Annotated in this window: 21 protein-coding genes; 9 read left to right on the forward strand and 12 right to left on the reverse strand. The window is 73.8% G+C overall.

The window, feature by feature from the left end; genetic code table 11:
- Window positions 1-96 precede the first annotated feature (96 nt).
- Window positions 97-735 carry a response regulator gene (locus ACGF4F_RS34080; RefSeq protein WP_387420642.1) on the forward strand — a complete coding sequence of 213 codons (639 nt, stop codon included), beginning with the start codon at window positions 97-99 and terminating at the stop codon, window positions 733-735.
- 48 nt (window positions 736-783) lie between these two features.
- On the opposite strand, the gene ACGF4F_RS34085 is transcribed toward ACGF4F_RS34080, so the two are convergent.
- The 6 genes from ACGF4F_RS34085 to ACGF4F_RS34110 form a co-directional block, all read right to left on the reverse strand.
- The gene (locus tag ACGF4F_RS34085; RefSeq protein WP_393084256.1) at window positions 784-2457 is read right to left on the reverse strand and encodes a GAF domain-containing protein; all 1674 of its coding nucleotides are present in this window, start codon (window positions 2455-2457) and stop codon (window positions 784-786) included.
- An 81-nt stretch (window positions 2458-2538) separates the two neighbouring features.
- Entirely contained in the window at window positions 2539-3546 is a 1008-nt protein-coding gene (locus tag ACGF4F_RS34090) for an Acg family FMN-binding oxidoreductase (protein ID WP_393084179.1), read from the reverse strand.
- A 178-nt stretch (window positions 3547-3724) separates the two neighbouring features.
- Window positions 3725-4651 carry a universal stress protein gene (locus ACGF4F_RS34095; protein WP_393084182.1) on the reverse strand — a complete coding sequence of 309 codons (927 nt, stop codon included), beginning with the start codon at window positions 4649-4651 and terminating at the stop codon, window positions 3725-3727.
- The gene (locus tag ACGF4F_RS34100) at window positions 4603-7005 is read right to left on the reverse strand and encodes a phosphoketolase family protein (protein WP_357433187.1); all 2403 of its coding nucleotides are present in this window, start codon (window positions 7003-7005) and stop codon (window positions 4603-4605) included. The genes ACGF4F_RS34095 and ACGF4F_RS34100 overlap by 49 nt, the downstream gene beginning before the upstream one ends.
- Before the next feature lie 126 nt (window positions 7006-7131).
- Complete coding sequence (locus tag ACGF4F_RS34105; RefSeq protein ID WP_393084185.1) at window positions 7132-7959, reverse strand: universal stress protein; 828 nt, start codon at window positions 7957-7959, stop codon at window positions 7132-7134.
- Window positions 7960-8073: 114 nt separating this feature from the next.
- A complete protein-coding gene (locus tag ACGF4F_RS34110; RefSeq protein ID WP_393084188.1) occupies window positions 8074-8871 on the reverse strand; it encodes a PP2C family protein-serine/threonine phosphatase in 798 nt (265 codons plus the stop codon).
- Between the two features lie 112 nt (window positions 8872-8983).
- Here ACGF4F_RS34110 and ACGF4F_RS34115 point away from each other — a divergent pair, with 112 nt between their 5' ends.
- The 7 genes from ACGF4F_RS34115 to ACGF4F_RS34145 all read left to right on the forward strand — a co-directional run bounded on the left by ACGF4F_RS34115 (window position 8984) and on the right by ACGF4F_RS34145 (window position 15381).
- Window positions 8984-9220 (forward strand): HTH domain-containing protein, encoded by a 237-nt coding sequence (locus tag ACGF4F_RS34115; RefSeq protein WP_073836364.1) that lies wholly within the window; start codon window positions 8984-8986, stop codon window positions 9218-9220.
- A complete protein-coding gene (locus ACGF4F_RS34120) occupies window positions 9220-9798 on the forward strand; it encodes a Clp protease N-terminal domain-containing protein (RefSeq protein ID WP_393084259.1) in 579 nt (192 codons plus the stop codon). The genes ACGF4F_RS34115 and ACGF4F_RS34120 overlap by 1 nt, the downstream gene beginning before the upstream one ends.
- Before the next feature lie 124 nt (window positions 9799-9922).
- Window positions 9923-10930, forward strand: a complete 1008-nt coding sequence (locus tag ACGF4F_RS34125) for a diacylglycerol kinase family protein (protein WP_357433179.1) — start codon at window positions 9923-9925, stop codon at window positions 10928-10930.
- Window positions 10923-11924, forward strand: coding sequence for a YihY/virulence factor BrkB family protein (locus ACGF4F_RS34130; RefSeq protein ID WP_393084192.1), 1002 nt, complete (start codon window positions 10923-10925; stop codon window positions 11922-11924). Before ACGF4F_RS34125 ends, ACGF4F_RS34130 begins: the two co-directional genes overlap by 8 nt.
- A gap of 70 nt (window positions 11925-11994) precedes the next feature.
- Window positions 11995-13485: a phosphatase PAP2 family protein gene (locus ACGF4F_RS34135; RefSeq protein ID WP_393084194.1), complete on the forward strand. Its 1491-nt coding sequence runs from the start codon at window positions 11995-11997 to the stop codon at window positions 13483-13485.
- 10 nt (window positions 13486-13495) lie between these two features.
- Window positions 13496-14299 (forward strand): endonuclease/exonuclease/phosphatase family protein, encoded by an 804-nt coding sequence (locus ACGF4F_RS34140; RefSeq protein ID WP_393084197.1) that lies wholly within the window; start codon window positions 13496-13498, stop codon window positions 14297-14299.
- 41 nt (window positions 14300-14340) lie between these two features.
- Window positions 14341-15381, forward strand: a complete 1041-nt coding sequence (locus ACGF4F_RS34145) for a hypothetical protein (protein WP_393084200.1) — start codon at window positions 14341-14343, stop codon at window positions 15379-15381.
- A 175-nt stretch (window positions 15382-15556) separates the two neighbouring features.
- Here the strand turns inward: ACGF4F_RS34145 and ACGF4F_RS34150 are convergent, their stop codons facing one another.
- On the reverse strand, window positions 15557-16519 hold the full coding sequence (locus ACGF4F_RS34150) for a TIGR03557 family F420-dependent LLM class oxidoreductase (RefSeq protein WP_393084203.1): 963 nt from the start codon (window positions 16517-16519) through the stop codon (window positions 15557-15559).
- A 182-nt stretch (window positions 16520-16701) separates the two neighbouring features.
- Between ACGF4F_RS34150 and ACGF4F_RS34155 the strand changes: the two genes are divergently transcribed.
- Entirely contained in the window at window positions 16702-17067 is a 366-nt protein-coding gene (locus tag ACGF4F_RS34155) for a cellulose binding domain-containing protein (protein ID WP_393084206.1), read from the forward strand.
- Between the two features lie 262 nt (window positions 17068-17329).
- Here ACGF4F_RS34155 and ACGF4F_RS34160 read toward each other — a convergent pair whose 3' ends face one another.
- The 5 genes from ACGF4F_RS34160 to ACGF4F_RS34180 all read right to left on the reverse strand — a co-directional run bounded on the left by ACGF4F_RS34160 (window position 17330) and on the right by ACGF4F_RS34180 (window position 23363).
- Window positions 17330-18571, reverse strand: coding sequence for an RNA polymerase sigma factor (locus ACGF4F_RS34160; RefSeq protein WP_393084262.1), 1242 nt, complete (start codon window positions 18569-18571; stop codon window positions 17330-17332).
- A 12-nt stretch (window positions 18572-18583) separates the two neighbouring features.
- On the reverse strand, window positions 18584-18976 hold the full coding sequence (locus ACGF4F_RS34165; protein WP_198940385.1) for a YciI family protein: 393 nt from the start codon (window positions 18974-18976) through the stop codon (window positions 18584-18586).
- 306 nt (window positions 18977-19282) lie between these two features.
- Window positions 19283-21505, reverse strand: coding sequence for an alpha-galactosidase (locus ACGF4F_RS34170; protein WP_393084208.1), 2223 nt, complete (start codon window positions 21503-21505; stop codon window positions 19283-19285).
- Complete coding sequence (locus ACGF4F_RS34175) at window positions 21502-22410, reverse strand: carbohydrate ABC transporter permease (protein WP_357433162.1); 909 nt, start codon at window positions 22408-22410, stop codon at window positions 21502-21504. The genes ACGF4F_RS34170 and ACGF4F_RS34175 overlap by 4 nt, the downstream gene beginning before the upstream one ends.
- The gene (locus tag ACGF4F_RS34180) at window positions 22407-23363 is read right to left on the reverse strand and encodes a sugar ABC transporter permease (RefSeq protein WP_357433160.1); all 957 of its coding nucleotides are present in this window, start codon (window positions 23361-23363) and stop codon (window positions 22407-22409) included. The genes ACGF4F_RS34175 and ACGF4F_RS34180 overlap by 4 nt, the downstream gene beginning before the upstream one ends.
- Window positions 23364-23365: the final 2 nt, after the last annotated feature.

Genomic DNA, 23365 nt, shown 5'->3' on the forward strand with positions numbered 1-23365 from the left:
GTCCCCACCTGGGCGGGCCCGTCCGCCTGCGGCGACGCGGCACGGTAGGGACCTTCGGCCCGTGCCGAGCCGGGGCCGGCGGGGTAGAAAGGACGGATGATCCGGGTGTTCCTGCTCGACGACCACGAGGTCGTCCGTCGTGGCCTTGCCGACCTGCTCACCAGCAGCGGCGACATCGAGGTGGTCGGCGAGTCCGGCTCCGCCCAGGAGGCCGCCCGCCGGATCCCGGCGCTCCACCCCGACGTGGCGATCCTCGACGCCCGGCTGCCCGACGGCAACGGCATCGACGTGTGCCGGGACATCCGGGCCGTGGACTCCTCGATCAAGGGGCTGATCCTCACCTCGTACGAGGACGACGAGGCGCTGTTCGCGGCGATCATGGCGGGTGCCGCCGGGTACGTGCTGAAGCAGATCCGGGGTACCGACCTGGTGGACGCCGTCCGCCGGGTGGCGGCCGGGCAGTCGCTGCTCGACCCGGCGATCACCACTCGGGTGTTGGAGCGGATCCGCAGCGGTGTCGAGCAGCCGCGCGAGCTGAAGTCCCTCACCGAGCAGGAGCGGCGGATCCTGGAGTACGTGGCGGAGGGGCTCACCAACCGGGAGATCGCCGGCAAGATGTTCCTCGCCGAGAAGACGGTGAAGAACTACGTCTCCAGCGTGCTGGCCAAGCTGGGCCTGGAGCGGCGTACCCAGGCGGCGGTGCTGGCCACCCGGCTGCTCGGCCAGCGGCACTGACGGCGCCGGCCGCCCGGCCCGCGCGCCGCAGTTGAGCTGCCCTGCGGCTCAGTCGCGCAGCGGGACGCTCCAGCGCACCTCGGTGCCGTGCGGGACCACCCGGCTGAGCTGGAAGTCGCCGCCGAGCCGATCGGCCCGCTCGCGCAGGTTCACCAGGCCGCTGCGGGCCGCCTCCGGGTCGCAGCCGACGCCGTCGTCGGTGACGGTGACGGTCACCCAGCCGGCGTCGACCCGTACCGTCACCGACACCCGATCGGCCTGCGCGTGGCGTACCGCGTTGGACAGCGCCTCCCGCAGCACGGCGGTGAGCTCGGGTCGCAGCTCGTCGGGGACGGCGCTGTCGATCGGGCCGCTGAGTTCCAGGTGCGGGCGGTGGCCCAGCGACTCGGCGGCCACCTCGATGGCCTCGCGGATCTCGGTGCGCAGCGCGGCGCTCATCGGTGTGCGCAGCTCGAAGATCGTGCGGCGGATGTCCCGGATGGTGGCGTCCAGGTCGTCGACCGCCTGGTTGATCCGCTTGGCCACCTCGGGCCGCATCGCCACGGGGGCGGTGCTCTGCAACTGCAGGCCGGTGGCGAACAGCCGCTGGATCACCACGTCGTGCAGGTCGCGGGCGATCCGTTCGCGGTCCTCCAGGACCACCAGCATTTCCCGTTCCTCCTGGCCCCGGGCCCGTTCCATGGCCAGTGCGGCCTGCCCGGCGAAGCTGTTCAGCAGTGCGGCGTCGTCTTCGCCGACGGGACCGTGGTCCGGCCGGTGGGCGATCACCAGCACGCCGTGCAGGGCGTCCGCCGCGGCGAGCGGGGAGACCACCGCCGGCCCGGCGACCACCGGCCGCGGCCAGGGGGCGGCCTCGGCGAGGCTCGCCAGCAGCTCGTGGCGGCGTTCGGTGACCGAGCCGGCGAAGCTGGTCTCGGCGGCGGGTAGCACCACGCCGACGAGGTCCCGGGCGGCCCCGTCGGTGCCGTCGACCACCTCGACGGTGAACTGGCCCTCGTCCTCGTCGTAGAGCAGCACCAGGGCCAGTTCCGCCTCGGCGACCTCCCGGGCCCGCCGGGCCACCAGGGTCAGCGCGTCGGTGCGCCGGACCTCGCCCAGCAGCACCGAGGTGATCTCGGCGGTCGCGGCCAGCCAGCGTTCCCGCCGGTGGGCCAGCGCGTAGAGGCGGGCGTTCTCGATCGCGACGCCGGCCGCGGCGGCCAGCGCGACCACGATCTCCTCGTCGTCCTCGGTGAACTCGGCCGCGCCCTGCTTCTCGGCGAGGTAGAGGTTGCCGAAGACGTGGTCGCGGATGCGCACCGGCACGCCGAGGAAGCTGTGCATCGGCGGGTGGTGCGGTGGGAAGCCGTACGACAGGGGGTGCTGGGTGATGTCCGGCATGCGTACCGGGCGGGGGTCGTCGATGAGCAGGCCGAGCACCCCGCGGCCGTGCGGCAGCTCGCCGATCTTCGCGTGCAGCTCGTCGCTGATGCCGTGGATGATGAAGTCGTGCAGCAGCCGGTCCGGGCCGATCACGCCGAGCGCGCCGTACTTCGCGCCGACCAGCTCGCACGCCGACTGCACGATCCGCTGCAAGGTGCTGCGCAGGTCGAGGTCGGTGCCGATGCCGACCACCGCATCGAGCAGGGCGCGCAGCCGTTCCCGGCTGGTCACCACCTCGCCGACCCGGTCGAGCATCTCCTGCAGCAGCTCGTCGAGCCGGACCCGGGACAGCGGGGTCAGCCCCAGGGACGGGGTGACGTGCTCGTTCCGGGGATTCGGTGCGCTGGCCACCGGGCGATGTTATCGCCGGAGACGAGATCGCTATGCGCCGGCGCGTACCGCGGAGGTGTCGACGATCTCCTCGGTGGGCAGGCGCGGGGTGTGCGGCGGCCCCGCGTGCGCCGGGTCCGCGAGCCCCAGCCGCAGCGCCAGGTACGGGAAGCCGAGTCCGGCCAGCAGCCGGCGCACGGTCTGCCGGGTGCCCGCCACCTCCACCACGCCGCTGAGCGGCACCATCGACGCGCCGAGCCGGGTGGCGGTCAGCCAGGCGGCGGAGAGCCCCTCACCGGCGCGCAGCCAGTTGTCCGGCTCGTCCTCGGTGTTCCAGAGGATCCCGTAGACGGCCGCCCGGTCGTGCCCGGGGCCGATCGGCAGCGTGCCGGGACGGCCGAAGTCCCGGGCCGGCACGGTGGTCTGCGGGGCCTGCTCGGGCAGCACCTCGGGCGGTAGCCCGGTGCCGGTGCCGGCCCGGCTGGTCCAGTACTCGAGCTCCTCGCGGGTTTCCGGGTCCTCCGCCGCCACCGTGGCGGCCTGCCCGGCCGCGGCGGCCAGCTCCATCACCTGGTCGGAGTCCAGCACCTCGAGCCGTACGCCCTCCGCGAGGGCCGTCCGCACGATCTCGTCGAGGGCCGGGCCGGGCAGTGGCTCCTCGCGCACCGGCCGGCGGTCGGTGTGCCGGACCTGCATGCACTGCACGAGGCGCATCGCGTCCGGATCCGCCCCGGTGTGCCGGAACCCGGTGAGCCGGGCGAGCAGTTCCGGCTGCGTCGTGTCGGGCAGCCGCTCCACCAGCGCCGTCCAGCCTTCGGCGGCCAGCGCCACGCGTGCGTGGTGCAGCGCCGCGCCGCAGCTCAGGGTCACCAGCCGGCCCTCCGGGTCGGTGGCGGTGAGCCGGGCTTCCCGCACCATCCGCAGCTCCAGCGCGTCGGGGAGCACCTTCCAGCGCCACGGCTGGGTGTTGTGCACCGAGGGGGCGCGACCGGACGTTGCGGCGGCCTCGGTCAGCGCGGTGGTCAGCGCCCGGTCGGTGGTCGGCGTCTCGTGGCTCATCGTCACGACCTTTCCGTTTCCCTCATCGTGCCCCACCCCGCTCGGGTCCGGGCGGCCTTGCCGGTCCATCCTCTGGCATCCGGTGGGCCGTCGCACGGCCCGTACGACCCGCGTACCCGGGACCTTCGACCGACGCTGAACAGCCTCGTTGCCCCGGTGCGGCCGCCCGCGTCGCCGCTCAGCGTTCCCGGACCACCGCCACCGGGCAGCTCGCATGGTGGATGAGCTGCTGGCTGACCGAGCCGAGGAGCATCCCCCGCAGCCCGCCCCGGCCCCGGCTGCCGACCACCACCAACTGCGCCGCACGGCTCGCCTCGACCAGCAGCGCGGCCGCGTTGCCCGGGCTCGACTGGATCTCGACCGGGACGTCCGGGAAGGTCTTCCGCCAGGGGGCCAGGCTCTCCTCGGCCGCTGCCCGTTCCGTGGCCTCGGTCTCCTCCGGACCGGAACCGGGATCCACCCACCGCTCACTGGGTGGCGCCCAGGCCCGCAGCAGCCGCAGCGGCACGTCCCGCTGGGCGGCCCGCTCGACGGCGAAGCCGAGCGCCCGCAGGGAGGACTCGGAGCCGTCCACGCCGACCACGACCGGCCCGGAGTTGGCCACCTGCCCCTGCCGGACCACCACCACGGGGCAGTGCGCGTGGGCGGTGACGGAGACCGCGGTGGAGCCGACGAGCAGGCCGCCGAAGCCGCCGTGGCCCCGGCTGCCGAGCACCAGCAGCCCCGCGTCGGCGGAGCGTTCCTGCAGCACCAGGGCGGGCGGGCCGTCGAAGACCTCGCCGGTCACGGTGAGGCCGGGCCGTTCGGCGCCGGCGTCCGCCGCCGCCTTGCGGACCAGCTCCTCGACCTTGCGCCGGGCGGTCTCGTCCGGCCAGATCCCCGGGGCCACCCCGGGTCCGATCCAGCCGACCACCGTCAGCCATTCGAAGACGTACGCCAGCCGGACCGGCCGGCCGGAGCGGCCCGCCTCGTCCAGTGCCCAGTTCAGGGCCACCGTCGAGTCGGCGGAGCCGTCGTAGCCGACCAGGATCTCGTCGCGGCTGACGTCGGCCGGGTTCACTGCCCGCCTCGCAGGCCGAGCTCGGTCTCCCGGATCCAGCGCCACTCGGCGACCTTGGGGTCGTCCTCGCCGTACTCGCGGGTGTAGTCGCGAGCGGCCTGCCGGGCGTCGACCATGTCCTGGCGCAGGTGGGCGGCGCGCGAAGCGAGCCCGGGCACCCGGTCGATGACGTCGATGACCAGGTGGAAGCGGTCCAGGTCGTTGAGCATCACCATGTCGAACGGCGTGGTGGTGGTGCCCTCCTCCTTGTAGCCGCGCACGTGCAGGTTGTCGTGGTTGGTCCGGCGGTAGGTGAGCCGGTGGATCAGCCACGGGTAGCCGTGGTACGCGAAGATGATCGGCTTGTCGCGGGTGAAGATGGTGTCGAACTCGAAGTCCGGCAGGCCGTGCGGGTGCTCGGAGGGTGGCTGCAGCCGCATTAGGTCGACCACGTTGACCACCCGCACCTTCAGCTCGGGCAGGTGCCGCCGGAGCAGGTCGGCCGCGGCCAGCGTCTCCAGCGTCGGCACGTCACCGGCGCAGGCGAGCACCACGTCCGGCTCGGTGCCCTGGTCGGTGCTGGCCCAGTCCCAGATGCCCAGGCCGCGCCGGGCGTGCTGGATGGCCTCGTCCATGCTCAGCCAGTTCGGCGCCGGCTGCTTGCCGGCCACCACCACGTTGATGTAGTGCCGGCTGCGCAGGCAGTGGTCCATGGTGGAGAGCAGGGTGTTGGCGTCCGGCGGCAGGTAGACCCGGACCACCTCCGCCTTCTTGTTGACCACGTGGTCGATGAAGCCCGGGTCCTGGTGCGAGAAGCCGTTGTGGTCCTGCCGCCAGACGTGGCTGGAGAGCAGGTAGTTCAGCGAGGCGAGCTGCTCCCGCCAGGGGATGCCCCGGGTCACCTTCAGCCACTTGGCGTGCTGGTTGACCATCGAGTCGACGATGTGGATGAACGCCTCGTAGCTGGTGAAGATGCCGTGCCGGCCGGTGAGCAGGTAGCCCTCCAGCCAGCCCTGGCAGAGGTGCTCGGAGAGCACCTCCATCACCCGACCGTCCGGCGACAGGTGGTCGTCGCCGGGGACCGTCGCACCGACGAACGCCCGATCGGTGACCTCGAAGGCGGCGCCGAGCCGGTTGGAGGCGACCTCGTCGGGCCCGAACAGGCGGAAGTTCTGCGGGTTGGCGGTGATCACGTCGCGGATCCACGGGCCGAGGACGCCGGTGGAGCCGGCCACCGGCTCGCCCGGATGCTCGACGTCGACCCCGTAGGCGCGGAAGTCCGGCAGGTTCAGGTCGCGCAGCACCAACCCACCGTTGGTGGCCGGGTTGGCGCTCATCCGCCGGTCCCCCTTCGGGGGCAGGTCGACCAGTTCGGCGACCGGGGCGCCGGTGGCGTCGAAGAGTTCCTCCGGCCGGTAGCTGCGCAGCCAGCGCTCCAGCTCGGCCAGGGCCTCCGGGCTCTTGCGTACCCCGTCGACGGGCACCTGGTGAGCGCGGAAGGTCCCCTCGACCGGTTTGCCCTTGACCTCCTGCGGGCCGGTCCAGCCCTTCGGCGTACGGAGGATGATCATCGGCCAGCGGGGGCGCTCGACCCGGCCGCCGGAGCGGGCCCGGCGCTGGATCTCGGCGATCTCGTCGAGCGCCCGGTCCAGCGTCGCGGCGAGGCTCTGGTGCACCCGGGCGGGGTCGTCGCCGGCGACCACGTAGGGCTGGTAGCCGTAGCCGCGCATCAGGCCGAGCAGGTCGTCCTCGGGGATCCGGTCCAACACGCTCGGGTTGGCGATCTTGTAGCCGTTGAGGTGCAGGATGGGCAGCACCGCCCCGTCCCGGGCCGGGTTGAGGAAGACGTTGGACAGCCAACTGCCGGCCAGCGGACCGGTCTCCGCCTCGCCGTCCCCGATCACGCAGGCCACCAGCAGCTCCGGATTGTCGAAGGCGGCGCCGTAGGCGTGGCTCAGCGCGTATCCCAGCTCGCCGCCCTCGTGGATCGAACCCGGCACCTCCGCGGCGACGTGGCTGGGGATGCCGCCGGGGAAGGAGAACTGGCGGAACAGCCGGGCCATCCCCGTCTCGTCCCGGGTCACGGAGTGGTAGAGCTGGCTGTAGGTGCCCTCCAGCCAGGTGTTCGCCACGATCGCCGGTCCGCCGTGGCCGGGACCGGTGAGGTAGATGACGTTCAGGTCGCGGTTGACGATGACCCGGTTGAGGTGGGCGTAGATCAGGTTCAACCCGGGGCTGGTGCCCCAGTGCCCGAGCAGCCGGGGCTTGACGTGCTCGGGCTTGAGCGGCTCGCGGAGCAGCGGGTTGGCGAGCAGGTAGATCTGCCCGACGGTGAGGTAGTTAGCCGCCCGCCAGTAGGCGTCAAGCCGGCGCAGCTCGTCTTCGGTCAGTGGGCTGTGCAGGTCGAGAGCGGTGTCCATGCTGCAATAGCCTCTCGCGGCTCGGGGACTTCTGCAGCCCGTAGGCGGATATCCCGCCCGGGCGGGTCCAGCTTGGCCCCGCGCCGGTCGGGCGGTCAGGGCCGGAGGTCCCGGGCCGGGCGGGCGTCATGGCCCGTAGGCGTCCGGGGGGAGTCCACGGACGACGATCACCGGGGCCGGCGAGTGGTAGAGCAGCGACTGGCTGACCTCGCCCAGCATGCCCCGCCAGGCTTCGTCGCCGCGCGCGGCGACCAGCGCGACCTGCGCCGAGCGGGACTGTTCGACCAGGACGGTGCCGGGATCGCCGCGGACGGTGTGGCACTCGGCGGCCACCGTGGGGTGCCGGGCGGCGTACCGGGCCACCGTCTCGGCGAGCAGGTCGTCGCCGTCGCCGGCGCGGCCGGACTCGACGACCCGGATCGCCAGCAGCCGGGCCCCGCGGCGTTCCGCGCAGTCGAAGGCGTAACCGAGGGCGGTGTGGGAGGACGTCGACCCGTCCACGCCGACCAGCACCGGTCCGGGCGGCGGCGGCTCGGCCCGGCCGACCAGGACCGGGCAGCCGGCCCGGGCGGCGAGCTGCACGGCCGGCGCGTCGGTCGGTACGCAGTCCGTGCAGCCGGCCATCCCGCCGTCGCCGAGCGCCACCAGGAAGGCCGACTCGGAGGCCCGGATCAGCGCCTCGACCGGGGAGCCCTCGACGATCGCGCCGCTCACCGGCACCGCCGGCTCCGCCTCGGCGACCACCTGTCCGGCCTGTTCCAGCAGGTCCTCGGCGGCGGCGCGGGGCCCGCCCGGCGTGGACGTCGCGGCCTCCGCCGCCCAGTTGAAGGCGTGCAGCAGGTGCAGCGGGCGGTTGTGGGCGGCGGCCTCCACGGCGGCCGTCCGGACCACCTGGAGGTCCTCGTCCGACCGGCCGACGCCGACCACCACCGCGTCCTCGGTGGGTGCGGCCATCCCGCCTCACCTCCCGACCGCGCACTCCTCACCCACGGTAGTCGTGGCGGGTGCCCGCCCGGACCGGGTCGGCGGAACTGGCCCGGTCACCGCGCCGGGGATGCGGGCCCGCGGTCAGCGCGGGGTGGGCACGGTGGGCAGGACGCGGACCACCACGGCGGTGGCGTTGTCGTCGCCGCCCTCCTCCAGGCTGGCCGAGAGCAGGGCGCGGGCCGCCCGCGCCGGGTCCCGCTCGGCCAGCAGGTCCCGCAGCCGGTGGTAGCCGAGCTGGTCGCTGACCCCGTCGGTGCAGAGCAGCCAGGTGTCCCCGGTGCGCAGCGGGACGGCCAGCACGTCCGGCTCCGGCCGGTCTGGGTGGCCGACGTAGCGCAGCAGCTGGTAGCGGGCCCGGGCCGCCTCGGGCGAGGTGGCCGGCCACCAGCCGTGCACCACCCCCAGCCAGGCCATGGTGTGGTCGACCGTCACCAGCTCCAGCAGCCCGTCGCGCAGCCGGTAGGCCCGCGAGTCGCCGAGCTGGACGAGCCAGCCCTGCCCGCCGTCGGGCTCGACGGCCAGCGCGGTCAGCGTGCAGCCGGTGAGCCCGGCCAGTCCCGCCCCGGCCTGGCGTACCCGCAGCTGGGTCTCCGCGGTCGCGGCGCGCAGCTCGCGCGCGCCGACGGCGGGCCAGGCGGCGCGGACCCGCTCGACGAAGGTGCTCGTCGCGGTGGCGCCGGCGATCCGGCTGCCGTCACCGTCGCCCATCCCGTCGGCCACCGCGAACAGCGGCAGCTCCGGGTCGACGTGCAGCACGTCGAAGTTCTCCGGGTAGTGGTGCCCGACCACGCTGCCGCCGGCCATCTCCAGCGTGAGTCGCCCGACCGTCAGCCGGCGGGCGGCCTCGACCGGTCGGTCCAGCGAGCGGCGGCGGAACACCAGCGGACCGTAGCACCAGCTGGGGCTGCGCCCGGGCGCGTCGCGGTCGTGTCGGCCCGTCGCGTGTCAACCAGGGTTGACAGGGCGGGTGCTGTCAACCTATGTTGACAGCATGAGTCAGGCGACGGAACTCGCGGCGGCCGCCGGCAGCACCGACCCGAAGGTCGGGCTCCGCGCGGTCCTCGCCCTGCGCCGGCTGCTCGAGCGGCTCGAGGTGGTCCAGGTGGACAACGCCCGACGACAGGGCTGGTCCTGGCAGGAGATCGCCGACGCGCTCGAGGTCAGCCGGCAGGCGGTCCACAAGAAGCACGCCGGGCGACCGGCGGTGCCCGGAAGCTGGGAGGCGTGATGTTCGAACGGTTCACCGACCGGGCCCGGACGGTGGTGCGGCACGCGGTCGACGAGGCCCGCGCCGAGGGCCGGCGCCCCGTCGGCACCGAGCACCTGCTGCTCGGCGTGCTCGCCGACGGCGACAACCTGGCCGTCCGGGTGCTGGCCCAGGCCGGCGTCCGGGCCGAGGACCTGCGCGCCGCGGTGGCCCGGCACACGGCCGGCGGCGTCGACGGCCTCGGCGAGGCCGACGCGGCGGCGCTGCGGGAGATCGGCATCGACCTGGCGGCGATCGTCGCGCGGATCGAGGAGTCCTTCGGACCCGACGCGCTGCGCGAGGCGGCGCCCCCACCCCGCCGGCGCTGGGGCCGGCGCCGGCCCGACGACGGCCGGTTCTCGCCCCGGGCGAAGAAGGTGCTGGAACTCAGCCTGCGCGAGGCGATCCGGCTGCGCCACCACCACATCGGCACCGAGCACATCCTGCTCGGCCTGCTCCGCGAGGGCAACGGCCTGGCCGCGCTGGTGCTCACCGAGGCCGGCGCCGACCTCGACGACCTGCGCCGGCGGGTGGAGGCGGCGCTGCGGACGGCGGCCTGACGCCCGACGGCACGAACGCCGGCGGCGCCGACCGGCCACTGCGGTCCTCAAACCTGTTTGCGATCCATGCAACGTCCGTCTCCGTCGACTCGCTGACCGGTCGGAGTTGCTGCACACTGACGCCGTGAACGGTGGAGCGGACCAGCGGCTGGTGACCGCCGGCAACGCCGCGCCGCGCTCGGCGGTGGTGGTCAACCCGGTGAAGGTGACCGATCTCGACCAGTTCCGCCGCACGGTGGACGGCGCCCTCGACGCCGCCGGCTGGCCCCCGCCGACGTGGTACGAGACCACCGTCGAGGACCCGGGCCGCGGCCAGACCGAGGCGGCCGTCAAGGCCGGCGCGGAGGTCGTCCTCGCCTGCGGCGGCGACGGCACCGTACGCGCCTGCGTGACCGCGCTGGCCGGCACCGACGTGGCGCTCGCCGTGCTGCCCCAGGGCACCGGCAACCTGCTCGCCGCCAACCTCGGCCTCTCCGGCGACCTGGCCGCCGGGCTGGAGGTCGCCGTCGAGCGGGGCAGGCGGCGGCTGGACGTCGGGGTCGTCGGCGACCAGTGCTTCGCCGTGATGGCCGGGATGGGCTTCGACGCGCAGATGCTCGACGCCACCTCGGAGACCACCAAGGCACGGATCGGCTGGCCGGCGTACGTCGTGGGCGCCGTGAAGCACCTGCGGGACCGGCCGATGCGGGTCTGGATCCGGATCGACGACCACCCGCCGCTGCGCCGCCGGGCCCGCTCGGTCCTGGTCGCCAACGTCGGCCGCCTCCAGGGCGGCGTACGCCTGCTCACCGACGCCGAGCCCGACGACGGCTGGCTCGACGTCGCGGTGCTCACCCCCCGGACGCTGGGCCACTGGCTGGCCATGGGCTGGGCGCTCGTCCGCCGGCGTGGCCAGGTGCCCCGGATGGAGATTCTCCGCGGCCGGAAGGTCGAGATCACCAGCAACCGGGCCCAGCCACGGGAGCTCGACGGCGACCTGATCGAGCCCGGCCGCTCGCTCACGGCCGAGATCCGGCCCGCGGCGCTCTGGCTCTGCGTGGCCCGGCCGGAGCGCCACCCCGACCTGTCGGTGGACGCCGACGCCGCCGGTCAGCGCGGTGAACGCCTGGTCGAGGACGCCCGCCGTGAGTAGCACCAAGCTGGTCCCCGAGACCCGGCTGATGTCGGCGGACGAACTCTCCGCCGACGACGCCTGGCACACCCTGCGCCGGCACGGCGGCTGGTGCCTGCTGCGGGACGCCTTCGTCCGGTTCCGCTACGGCGACGGCTTCAGCCACTCCCGGGCCCTCGCCCTGCAGCTCTGCCTGGCCGTGGTGCCGTTCCTCATCGCGCTCACCGGCCTGATCACCGACCTCGGCGCCGACGAGGGCGGCAAGGTGGTCGCCGACACCATGCTCGCGCTCACCCCCGGCCAGAGCGAGTCGGTGGTGCAGCAGTTGCTGGCCGACGGCGAGCACAGCGAACACGCCGGCGAACTGGCGTTGACCCTCGGCCTGCTCACCGGCCTCCTCGCGCTCGCCACCACCATGGCCCAGATCGAACGGGGCGCGAACCGCATCTACGGCGTCGAGCGGGACCGCCCGGCCGTGGCCAAGTACGTCCGTGCCGCCGTCCTCGCGGTGACCGCCGGCGTACCCGCGCTGGCCGGGTTCCTCATCCTGGTCGGCGGACGGGCGATGGGCGAGTCGGTGCAGCGGCACTACGCCTGGGGCAGCGTCGCCAACGCCGCCTGGGACGTGATCCGCTGGCCGCTCAGCCTCGGGCTGACCGTGCTGGCCGTGGCGGTGCTGTTCCGCCACGCGCCCCGGCGCCGGCAGCCCGGCCTGTCCTGGCTGTTCTTCGGTGCCGGCATCGCCACCGCGCTCTGGTGGCTGGCGAGCCTGCTGCTCGCCGCGTACGTCAAGTACAGCGACGGATTCGGGCAGACCTACGGCGCGCTGACCGGGATGATGGCCCTGCTGCTGTGGGCCAACCTGACCGGGATGGCGCTCTTCGGCGGGCTGGCCTTCGCCGCCCAGCTGGAGGCGATGCGGATCGGCGTGGCGGAGCCTGCCCAGCCCGACCTCTGGGAGCCGGAGGCCGAACCCGCGGCGGTCCTCGACACCGGCGAGATGACCGCGCTCTGACCGGCGGCCGCGTGTACGCGGAGCGCGAACCGGGTACAGCGCGCCTCGGCAGAACACAAGGGAGGTGCGGGTGACCGCGGTCAAGGAGACCCACCGCCGGCCCCTCGGCCGGTTCGCCGAGCGCAGCGTCGTAGGGCTGCTCGCGGTCGCCGGGGCGGGGGTCGCGTTCGGGGTGCTGCTCATGCTCGTCCGGTTCCACTGGGACCCGCTGTACCGCGCCGACCACGAGGCGGCCGAGTGGTTCAACCGCCTCGTGGCGCCGCACCACCCCCTGGTCACCGCGCTCCAGGCGGTCACCGACCTGGGCGGCCGGCCGGAACTGATCTGGCTGGTCACCATCGCGGTGGTCGGCCTGCTGATCCGCCGCCAGCCCCGACTGGCGGTCTATCTGATCATCAGCGGGGTGGGCGGGCTGATCCTCGACCCGTCGCTGAAGGCGCTGGTCGGGCGGCTGCGCCCGGTGGTCGACGTGCCGATCACCCACGCGCCCGGCAACAGCTTCCCGAGCGGGCACGCGCTCGGCTCGTTCGTCGCGTACGGGGCGCTGCTGCTGGTCTTCCTGCCGGCTATGCCGCTCCGGTGGCGCAGACCGGCCATCGTCCTGGTCGGCGGGCTGGTCCTCCTGATCGGGCTGACCCGGATCGCGCTCGGCGTGCACTTCGTCTCCGACGTGCTCGGCGGCTGGCTGCTCGGCGCGACCTGGCTCGGCGTCACCGCGTACGCCTTCCGGCTGTGGCGGCGCGACCGCGGCCGCCCGGTGCCACCGATCAGCGAGGGCCTGGAGCCGGAGGCGGGGGAGGAGATCACCCCCGCGCCGGACGAGGAGCACGTGCTGGAGCACCCCCGCTCGGCCGTCGCCGAGCTGCTGGTCGGCTGGGTGCTCGTCTTCGGCGCCCTCTACGCGTTCGGCATGGTGGTCAGCTACCACGCCAAGGGCACGTTCCTGGACACCCTCGACACCGAGGTGCCGCAGTGGCTCGCGGCCCGGCGTACCGACTCGCTGAACAACCTGAGCTGGTGGTGGAGCAAGTTCGGCGACACCCACGCCATCCTGCTGATCTCACTGGTCTTCTGCCCGCTGGTGCTGGCGATCTGGAAGCGCTGGCGGCCGGTGCTCTTCGTGGCGCTGGCGATGTTCGGCGAGCTGAGCCTCTTCCTCGCCTCCTCCGGAGCGGTCGACCGCCCCCGCCCGCCGGTGGACAACCTGGACGGGCACCTGCCCACCTCGTCCTTCCCGTCCGGGCACATCGCGGCCACCATCTGCCTCTGGACCGCGATCGCCGTCATCGTGCTCGCCCGCACCGACCACTGGTGGCGGTGGCTGTTCGTGGCCATGGCGGTGATCATGCCGGTCGGGGTGGCCGTCTCCCGGATGTACCGGGGCATGCACCACCCGACCGACGTCATGGGCGCGATCCTGCTCAGCGGGCTGTGGATCGGGCTGCTCTGGTGGGTGGTCCGCCCCAACGCCGACGCCCGGCGGGGCAACCGTCCGGCCATCGAGTCGGAGCAGGTGCCCGAACTGCCCGACGAGCTGGCCAGGGCCGGCCGGGAGGAGTGACCGGGCGCCGATGCTGCGGGTGATGACCTGGAACATCCGAACCGGCGGGCGGGACCGGGACGGGCCCGACCGGTGGGCCGGGATCGTCGCGGTCGTCAGCGGCCAGCGCCCCGACGTGCTGGCCCTGCAGGAGCTGCGCGGCCTCGACCGGGGCGGGCGGATGGCGGACCTGGCCGGCCGGCTGGGGATGGTGCCCCACCTGGCCCGGTCCTGCTTCGGGCAGCCGGTGGCGGTGCTGGTCCGCGCGCCGCTGCGGGTGCTGCGCTCGGCTCGGGTACGCCGACCCTTCCACCACGCCGCCGCCCGGGTCCAGGTGTCTACCGGGGCGGGGCCGCTCACCGTGTTCAGCACCCACCTTGATCCGTACTCCGGCGGCCGGCGGCGGATGGAGGCGGAGTGGCTCGCGGCGGCGGTCCGGCGTACCGGGGGCGAGTTGGCCCTGCTCGCCGGGGACCTGAACACCCTCGAGCCGACCGCCGACCACACCGCCCGGCTGGCCGGCCTGTCCGACCGGTACCGGCGCCGGCACCTGCGCCGCGACGGCCGTACCGTCGATACCCGCGCCGTGTCCCGCCTGCTCGACGCCGGCCTGGTCGACCTGTGGCCGGACCGGGGCGGGAGCGAGCCCGGCGGGCTGACCGTGCCGACCCGGCACGGCGGGGCGGAGTTCGCCGGGATGCGCCTGGACTACCTGCTCGCCACGCCCGCGTTGGCCGCGCTGGCCCGCCAGGTGCGGGTGGTCCGGGGCGGCGACGCGGACACCGCCTCCGACCACTATCCGGTGGTGGCGGACCTGGCGCTGGACCCGGCCTGACCGGGGCGGCGGTCGTTGCCGCGGCTGACTACCGTGACGCCGTGACCGGCCCGCCGCCCCCGCGCCCGTCCGACCCGTACCGGCCGCCCACGCCGCCCCGGCCGGCCGCCGCGTCGAGCCCGCGCGCCCCAGCCCCGGCCGAGCCGCCGCCCCCGCTGGTCGCGGCCGTCGCCCGCGCCGTCGCCCTGGTCGTGGTCCTGCCGGTACGCCTCGCCTGGGAGTTGGCCGTCGCCGCCGGCCGCCTGCTGGACCGGTACCTGGTCACGCCCACCGGCCGGTTCCTGCACCGCTGGCTGCTGCGCCCGCTGGCCTGGGCCGCGCGCACCCTGCTGTGGCTGCCGCTGGTCTGGCTGGCGCGTGGGGCGGCCTGGGTCGCCGTGCACCTGCTGTGGCGGCCCCTGGTCTGGGCCGTGCGCACGCTGGTGTGGCTGCCGCTGGGGTGGCTGGCCCGGGGCCTCGCCTGGGTCGCGGTGCACCTGATCTGGCAGCCGTTGGTGTGGTTGGCGAGAGGCGCTGCCTGGGTGGCGGTGCGGGTGCTCTGGCGTCCGCTGGCCTGGGCGGCCCGGCACCTGGCGTGGGTGCCGCTGGCCTGGCTGGTCCGGCAGTTGGTGGTCCGGCCGCTGCGCTGGCTGGCCCGGGTGCTCGCCCCGGTGGGACGGTCGCTGCTCGCCGGGCTGGCGCTGCTCGGCCGTGGGCTGGCCGCCGTCGGTCGGGTGTTCGCCGCCGGGGTCGTCGCGGTCGGCCGGGTGCTGGCCGCCGTCGCTCAGGTCCTCGCCGGGGTACTGGTGGACGGGGTCGTCGGTGCCTGGCGGCTCGCCGGACGGGTGCTCGGCTTCCTCTACCGCGTGCTGCTGCGACCGCTGGGTCGGGCCGTGCGCTGGCTGTGGCGGCACACCGCCGTACCGCTGGGTCGGGCCGTCCGGGCCGGCTGGCGGGCCACCGTCGTCCCGGCGGCGCGGGGCATGCGTAGGGCGTGGCGGGCCACGGTCGGGCCGACCCGCCGCTGGCTGCGCCGGGCGATGCTGGACCCGGTCCGGGTCACCAGCCGGGAGCTGCTCACCGCCCTGGGCCTGCGCCGCTGACCCGCGGCCCAGCCTCGCCCGTCCCGGCGGTCAGATCAGCAGGTTCAGCACCACGGTCAGCACCACCGAGACGAGAATTGAGAAGAGGATCATCAGCAGGCAGCCGACCCCGCCCCCGAGGGGGCGGATCTCGGTGTTCCCGATACGCATGGACCCACCATCGCAGGTCGGGCGGTCACAGCGTGCGGAGCCGGGGCAACAGCTCCTCCTGCGCCCAGTTCAGGAACATCGGCTGGCTGTCCGCGCCCACCTGGACCAGCGCCACGTGGGTGAAGCCCGCGTCGACGAACTGCTTGAACGCCGCCACGTGCCGGTCCACGTCCGGGCCGCACGGGATCGACGCGGCCACGTCCTCCTCGCGCACGAACTGCGTCGCCGCGGCGAACGACTCGGGCCCCGGCAGGTTCGCGTTGACCTTCCAGCCCAGGCCGAACCAGCGGAACTGGTCGTGCACGATCTTGCGGCACTCGGCCTCGTCCGGGCCGTAGCAGATCGCCACCTGGCCGTAGCGCGGCCTACCGGCGCCGCCGGCGTCGTCGTACATCTGGATCAGGTGCGCGTCGGGCTCGGTGGCGATCATGCCGTTGCCGTACTCGGCGGCGAGGGTGGCGGACTGCCGGCCGGAGGCGGCGATCGCCATCGGCACCGGGCGCTCCGGCCGGTCCCAGACGTACGCGTCGGGGACGTCGAAGTGGTTACCGGAGAAGGTCAACGTCTCGCCGTTGAGCAGGGGCCGGATGATCTGCAACGCCTCCTCGAACATCTCGTGCCGCTGCTCCACGTGCGGCCAGCCGCCGACCACGTGCTCGTTGAGGTTCTCCCCGGCGCCCAGCCCGAGGGTGAACCGGCCGTCCGAGAGCACCCCGACCGTGCTGGCCTTCTGCGCCACCACCGCCGGGTGGTAGCGGCGGATCGGGCAGGTCACGAAGGACATCAGCCCGACCCGGCTGGTCGCGTGCGCGACCGCGCCGAGCACCGACCAGGCGTACGGGGAGTGGCCCTGCGCGTCGAGCCACGGGTAGTAGTGGTCGGACGTGACCAGGTGGTCGAAGCCGGCGGCCTCGGCGCGCACGGCGTGGTCGACCAGGTGCTTCGGGCCGGCCTGCTCGCACAGGAGGGTGTAGCCGACGTTGACCATGGCGCATCTCCTTCCGGCGGATCCTCACCAGATACCCCGCGCTGCGCCGGTCAACCGTGCCCGTCCGCTCGCCGTCCAGGCACTTCTTGCCGGCGGCGGCGCTGCTGCCCACCGTCCGGTCGGCACCCTTGTCCATCGATCAGCTTCACCGGTTGCCTCCGGCACTCCATCGCCCTACGCTGATGCCTGCGTCCGCCGGGAGTCGGGCGGCGGCTGCCGGGCTCAGCCGTCCTTGTCACCACCACTGCACCCCCCACACGGCCGGCTACACGATCGTCAACTCCTGGCAGGGCGGCTTCCAGGGCGAGGTCAAGGTGACCGCCGGCCCCTCGGCGATCACCGGCTGGACCGTGCGCTGGACCTTCGCCAACGGCCAGACGGTCAGCCAGACCTGGAACGCCACGATCAGCAACAGTGGCGCGGAATACACGGCGCGCAACGTCGACTACAACGGCCGGCTGGGTGCCGGTGCCAGCACCAGCTTCGGCTTCCTCGGCAGCTGGAACAGCACCAACACCGCCCCAACCCTGACCTGCACCCCGAGCTGACCCACCCGGCGGCCGGGCCCGCCCGGTCCGCCCGCCCGGTCCGCCCCGCCCGGCCCGCCCACCCGGGCCGCCCGCCCGGCCGGATGCGGGCCCGCACCGGATCGGCGACGTGGCGGTATTCCCGTCGCCCCGATAACGCCACCTCGCCGATCTGGAGTGGGTCAACAGCACGGCGACCTGGCGGTGTTGCGCGGCCCGGACACCGCCACCTCGCCGATCTGGTGTGGATCTTGGAGCCGTCGACAGCCGATCGGGAGTGGACTCAGCGCTGGGCCAGCCGGGCGGCGCGCATCTGCAGGTAGCGCTGCTCGGGGAGGCTGGTGGTCTGCCCGGCGGCGGCCCGGTAGTGGGTCACCGCGGCGTCCCGGTCGCCGGCCATCTCGTACAGGTGCGCCCGGGCCGCGTCGAGGCGGTGGTGACCGGCCATCCGGGGGTCGGCGTCCAGGGCGGCGAGCGCGTCCAGCCCGGCAGCCGGGCCGTGCACCATGGCGGTCGCCACCGCGCGGTTTAGCGAGACCACCGGGTTCCCCGAGAGGCGTTCCAGCACCTGGTAGAGCGCGAGGATCTGCGGCCAGTCGGTCTGCGCGGCGGTGGGCGCCTCGTCGTGCAGCGCGGCGATGGCGGCCTGGAGCTGGTACGGACCGACCGGCCCGCGGGCCATCGCCCGGGTGACGAGTGTGGTCCCCTCGGCGATCGCGGCGGCGTCCCACCGGCTGCGGTCCTGGTCGGCCAGGGAGATCAGCTCACCCGACGGGCCGGTCCGGGCGGCGGCGCGGGCCTCGGTGAGCAGCATCAGGGCGAGCAGGCCGGCCACCTCGCTGTCGTCCGGCAGCAGCGCGTGCATGGCCCGGGTCAGCCTTATCGCCTCCTCGGACAGGTCCACCCGGCGCAGGTCCGTGCCGAGGCTGGCGGTGTGCCCCTCGGTGAAGATCAGGTACAGCACGTGCAGCACCGCCGCGAGGCGGGACTCGCGCTCGCCCTCGTCCGGCATCCGGAACGGCAGCCCGGAGGTCCGGATGCGCTGCTTGGCCCGGCTGATCCGCTGCGCCATGGTGGGCTCCGGGACGAGGAACGCGCGGGCGATCTCGGTGGTGGTGAGCCCACCCACTGCCCGCAGGGTCAGCGCGATCGCCGAGGCGGTCGACAGCGTCGGGTGGCAGCAGAGGAAGAGCAGGACCAGGGTGTCGTCCCGGTCCGAGATCAGCGGCTCGTCGGCGGCCGGCGCGGTCCGCCGCTGGTCGCCCTCCCGCCGGGCGGCGCGGTCCTCCCGGTCCCGCCGGGCGGCCTCGGCCCGGACCAGCTCGATCATCCGGCGGTACGCGACCTGGACGAGCCAGCCGCGCGGATTGTCCGGCAGCCCCTGCGCCGGCCACTGGGTGGCCGCGTCCAGCAGCGCCTCCTGGACCGCGTCCTCGGCGGTGGCGAAGTCACCGAACCGGCGGGCGAGCACGCCGAGGACCTGCGGCGCCAGTTCGCGCAGCAGGTCCTCGACGGTCCGGTCCAGGGTGCCCAGCGGTCAGATCTCCTGCGGTGGCGCCGACATGATCGGGTGCACCTCGATCGGCATGTTCAGCGGTCGCCCGCCGGGCCCGGGTGCGGTGGAGATGTGCGCGGCGATCTCGACCGCCCGCTCCGGCGTCTCGCAGTCGACGATCCACCAGCCGGCGAGGAACTCCTTGGTCTCGGCGAACGGCCCTTCGGTGACGACCGGGGCGCCGCCCTCGCCCGCCCGGACGATCCGCGCCTGCTGCGGCCCGCCCAGGCCCTCCGCCTGGACCCATTCCCCGTCGGCGGTGAGCTTCGCGTTGACCTCCCCCATGAACCCGATGTGCGCCCGGATCTCCTCCGGCGTCCAGGTGTCGATCGACGGGAAGTCGGCCCCGGCGGCGCTGAACTGCATCAGCAGCATGTACTTCACGGTTCGCTCCTCACGCCTGTGCACCGATTCTCGGTGCTTCCACCCTCAGGTAGAAGCCGCCACTCCGGTTCTCGACATCCGCCGGACAGATTCTCAAAAAAGTCTCCTGCCGGCCCGGCCCGACCGCTTCGCCGTCGTCGAGTGGATCGGCGAGTCGGACCGGTGACGGCTCCGGGTGCGTTTGTTGTCGTTCCGGCGACAACTACCGCACCCAAAGCGCCAGGAACCCACACGCCCGGGCGAACAGCTGTCCATTCGCCGGCAGGCGGCGGAGGGCAGGCGAGGTGTCACCGGCCCTCAGCTGACGGCCGTGGCCTCCAGCAGCAGCGCCTGCTCCGGGTGCAGCGCCGGCAGTTGCAGTCCCACCGCACCCAGCACCGACCCGCTCAGCGTCACCCCGTCGCCCGAAGACAACCAGCCGGGCTCGGTGAACTGGAGCACCGCCGGCTCCGGCAGCCCGGCCGGCGGCCGCACCCGGTAGCGCCGCGCCGGATCCAGCCCGGGCAGGCGTACCAGGCCCGGCACCTGGGCGACCGAGGTGGTCAGCGGGGAGATCGCGTACACCGCGTGGGACCGGTCGTGGGCGACCACGCCGTGCGCCTGGACGGCCGGGTCGGGGTGGTCGACCCGGACCACCCGGCCGCCGTGCAACAGCGGACGCAGCCGCTTGTGCAGGGCGACCCAGGCGGCGAGTTCCGCCCGCTCGGCGGTGGTGATCCCGCTGATGTCCCACTCGATGCCGTGGTGGCCGAAGAGCGCGGTGACCGCCCGGAAGCCGAGGTCGTGCACGCGGTGGGTGGTGTGCGAGCGTTCCGGTCCGATGTGGGTGCCGACCAGTTCGGGTGGGAGCAGCAGGCCGGTCCAGCGCTGGATCGACAGCCGTTCCAGGGCGTCGTTGCAGTCGCTGGCCCACACCCGGTCCGTGCGGCGCAGGATCTCCAGGTCGACCCGCGCCCCGCCGGACGAGCAGCTCTCGATCTCCACTGCGGGGTGGCGGCCACGCAGCTCGTCGAGGAGGCGGTAGACCGCCACGGTCTGCGCGTGCACCCCCGGCCGGCCGCCGTGCCCGGCCTCGGTGAGGTCCCGATTGTGGTCCCACTTCAGGTACGCGATCCCGTCGTGCTCCGTCAGCACCGCGTCCAGCCGGCCCAGCAGGTGGGCGTACGCGTCCGGGTGGGCGAGGTCGAGCACCTGCTGGTGGCGCCACTCCGGCGGCAGCCGGCCGGGCGCCTGGAGCAGCCAGTCCGGGTGGGTCCGGAACAGGTCCGAGTCCCGGTTGACCATCTCCGGCTCGACCCAGAGCCCGAACTGCATCCCGTGCCCGCGGACGTGGTCGATGAGCGGTTGCAGCCCGTCCGGCCAGACGTCGTCGTCGACCCACCAGTCGCCGAGCCCGGCGCGGTCGTGCCGGCGGCCCCGGAACCAGCCGTCGTCGAGCACGAACCGTTCCACGCCCACCTCGGCGGCCCGGTCGGCGAGGTCCCTGAGCCGGTCCAGGTCGTGGTCGAAGTAGACCGCCTCCCACACGTTGAGGGTCACCGGGCGGGGTGCGCGCGGGTGCTGCGGGCGGGCCCGCAGGTGGGTGTGCAGCACGTTGCTGAGCCCGTCCAGCCCGTCGGTCGAGTGGACCGCGTAGAGCAGAGGAGTGGCGTACTCCGCGCCGGGGGCGAGCACGATCTCGCCGGGGGTGAGCAGTTCGCCGCCGCCCAGGGTGGCCTCCCCGGTGGGGCGGCGTTCGGCCACCGTGACGTGGTCGCCGCTCCACGCGGTGTGCACCGCCCACACCTCGCCGTGCCCGAAGCCGAAGCCCGGCGTGCCGGCGACGAGCAGCAGCGTGGCGTCGTGGCCGGTGCGGCCGTGCCGGCCCTCGCGTACCCAGGCGCCCATCGGCCACGGGTGCCGCTGCGGGGCGCGTTCCCGGCACCAGCGCCCGGTCAGGTCGAGCAGTTCGGTGGCGACCGCGGGCACCGGCAGCACCGGGGTCAGCTCCCGCACCTCGTACGGCCGGTCGCCGTCGTTGCGCAGCCGGTGCCGCAGTGTCAGCAGTCCGGTCGGGTCGAGCGTGAGCTCGACGGTGAGCGACAACCCCGCGCCCGGGTCCGCCGCCCGCACGGTCACCCGCGCGGCATCGGCCCCGTCGGGGTCCCGCTCCGCCCCGGATACGCGCACCGCCTCCCCGCCCCCCGCCACCCGGCTCGGCTCTGGGGCGACGTCGGCGACGTCGGCGACGTCGAGCCCGTCGAGGCGGAAGGCGGTGGACCAGTCCCGGCCGTCGCGGTGGCCGGCCAGGCCGGGCCGGCCGCTCCAGCCGGCACTGGCTTCGGGCAGCAGTGACAGCACGGTCGGCGCGTCGAAGCTGCTCGGCACCACCGGCGCGATGGTGGCGTCGACCAGGGCGGGCAGGTCGTCGGCGGGGAGGGGGCCGAGGTCGGCGCCCCAGTGCACGATCCGGGGCAGGCCCGGGCCGCGCGCGTCGAGCACCAGGCTGGTCCGGGCGCGGCGTAGGTGGAGGATCGTCATCCCTTGCTGGCTCCCAGGGTCAGGCCCCGGACGAACTGCTTCTGCAACAGGAAGAAGATCACCAGGGTGGGGATCGCGACCAGCACCGAGCCGGCCGAGACCAGGTTGTTGTCGGTGAAGAACTCGCCGCGCAGGTTGTTCAGCGAGCTGGTCACCGGGAACTTGTCGCCGGTGCGCATAAGCACGGTGGCCCAGAAGAACTCGTTGTAGATCCAGGTCACCTCGAGGGTGGCCAGCGCGGCCAGGGCCGGCCGGCAGAGCGGCATGGTGACCTGCCAGTACTGCCGCCACACGCTGGCCCCGTCCACCATCGCCGCCTCGTACAGGTCGTGCGGCAGGGCCTTCATGTAGTTGCTCAGCACGAAGACGCAGAAGCCGCACTGGAAGGCGACGTTGACCAGGATCAGCCCCCAGTAGCTGTCGTAGAGCAGCTCCGAGTCGCTCATCCAGGCCGGCAGCGGGATCTCGGTGAACATCCGGAACAGCGGGATCAGCAGGGCCTGCTGCGGCAGCAGGTTCGCCGCGGTGAACAGCCCGAGCAGCACGAGGTTGAGCTTCCAGCTGAACCGGGCGATCACGAACGCCACGCAGGAGGCGAGGAAGAGCGTCAGCAGCACCGCCGGGACCGTGATGTAGACGGAGTTGAGGAAGTGCTTGCCGAACTCCGCGGTCCGCCAGGCGGTGACGTAGTTGTCGATGGTCCAGCCGCCGAGGGAGACGTAGCCGTGGGTGGCGGTGTACTCGTAGGACCGCAGCGAGGTCAGCGTCGCCCAGAGGATCGGGAAGAGCCAGCCGACGGCCACCGTACCCAGGAAGAGGTGCAGGACCACCCGGGCGGGCCGCAGCGGCCGGCGGCGCCCGGCCGGTGCGGTGGCCGTGGTCTCGCGGGTCAGGACGGTGGTCATCGCCGGCCCTCCCGCATCACGGTGGCCAGATAGAGGGTGATGAAGACCAGGGAGACGACCAGCATGATGGTCGCCAGGGCGGAGCCGAAGCCGATCCGGCTAGCCTCGCCCACCACGTTCGCGGTGACCAGCGCGGAGATCAACTCCAGCCCGTTGCGGCCCTTGTTGATGACCCACACCAGGTCGAACGCGCGCAGCGACTCGATCACCGTCACCACCAGCACGATGATGTTGATCGGCCGCATGACCGGGAAGACCACCCGGAAGAAGGTGCTGGCCTCGGAGGAGCCGTCCACGGCGGCCGCCTCGCGCAGCGACGGGTCGACGCCCTTGAGGCCGGCCAGATAGAGCAGCATGATGTAGCCGACGTGCCGCCAGCCGGCGGCGACGAGCACCGCCCAGATGTTCACGTGCGGGTCGCCGTACCAGTCGGTCTGGGTGCCCAGCAGTGCGTTGAGCAGGCCCTGGTCGCGGCTGTAGATGAGCTGCCAGACGAAGCCGATCAGCGCCAGGGAGAGCACCACCGGCAGGTAGAGCGCGGTCTGGTAGAAGCGGCTGCCGCGCAGTTCCTTGTCGAGCAGCACGGCGAGGAACATCCCGAACGGGGTGGCCACCACGAAGAGCGCGGCCAGCCAGAGCAGGTTGTTCTGGATCGCCGGGACGAACGGCGGGTAGATGTTCACCACGTCGTCGTAGTTCTTCAGGCCGACCCAGTCGATCTCGCTGAGGGGGCCGATGCCGTCCCAGTTGGTGCCGGAGAGCAGCACGGTGGCCAGCGCCGGCAGCCAGACCAGGCCGACGACGAGGAGCATGGGTACCAGCACCATCAGCGTGATCACCACGCGGTCGGTGTGGGACAGGAGCCGTAGCCGCCGGCGGCGACCACGCGTGGTGGTGGTCGCGGCCGGCGATGGTACGGCGCGATCCGCTTGGATCAGGGGCAGGTCGGACATGG

It is taken from the genome of Micromonospora sp. NPDC047740 (genome assembly GCF_043204735.1).
In the GTDB taxonomy this organism is placed as follows: Bacteria; Actinomycetota; Actinomycetes; order Mycobacteriales; family Micromonosporaceae; genus Micromonospora.

Excerpts from the sequence above, each read along its gene's own strand:
- ACGF4F_RS34080 (WP_387420642.1), top strand. The coding sequence starts at position 97 with ATGATCCGGGTGTTCCTGCTCGACGACCACGAGGTCGTCCGTCGTGGC.
- ACGF4F_RS34090 (WP_393084179.1), bottom strand. The coding sequence starts at position 3,546 with ATGAGCCACGAGACGCCGACCACCGACCGGGCGCTGACCACCGCGCTG.
- ACGF4F_RS34100 (WP_357433187.1), bottom strand. The coding sequence starts at position 7,005 with ATGGACACCGCTCTCGACCTGCACAGCCCACTGACCGAAGACGAGCTG.
- ACGF4F_RS34105 (WP_393084185.1), bottom strand. The coding sequence starts at position 7,959 with ATGGCCGCACCCACCGAGGACGCGGTGGTGGTCGGCGTCGGCCGGTCG.
- ACGF4F_RS34115 (WP_073836364.1), top strand. The coding sequence starts at position 8,984 with ATGAGTCAGGCGACGGAACTCGCGGCGGCCGCCGGCAGCACCGACCCG.
- ACGF4F_RS34120 (WP_393084259.1), top strand. The coding sequence starts at position 9,220 with ATGTTCGAACGGTTCACCGACCGGGCCCGGACGGTGGTGCGGCACGCG.
- ACGF4F_RS34140 (WP_393084197.1), top strand. The coding sequence starts at position 13,496 with ATGCTGCGGGTGATGACCTGGAACATCCGAACCGGCGGGCGGGACCGG.
- ACGF4F_RS34150 (WP_393084203.1), bottom strand. The coding sequence starts at position 16,519 with ATGGTCAACGTCGGCTACACCCTCCTGTGCGAGCAGGCCGGCCCGAAG.
- ACGF4F_RS34155 (WP_393084206.1), top strand. The coding sequence starts at position 16,702 with ATGCCTGCGTCCGCCGGGAGTCGGGCGGCGGCTGCCGGGCTCAGCCGT.
- ACGF4F_RS34165 (WP_198940385.1), bottom strand. The coding sequence starts at position 18,976 with ATGCTGCTGATGCAGTTCAGCGCCGCCGGGGCCGACTTCCCGTCGATC.
- ACGF4F_RS34170 (WP_393084208.1), bottom strand. The coding sequence starts at position 21,505 with ATGACGATCCTCCACCTACGCCGCGCCCGGACCAGCCTGGTGCTCGAC.
- ACGF4F_RS34175 (WP_357433162.1), bottom strand. The coding sequence starts at position 22,410 with ATGACCACCGTCCTGACCCGCGAGACCACGGCCACCGCACCGGCCGGG.
- ACGF4F_RS34180 (WP_357433160.1), bottom strand. The coding sequence starts at position 23,363 with ATGTCCGACCTGCCCCTGATCCAAGCGGATCGCGCCGTACCATCGCCG.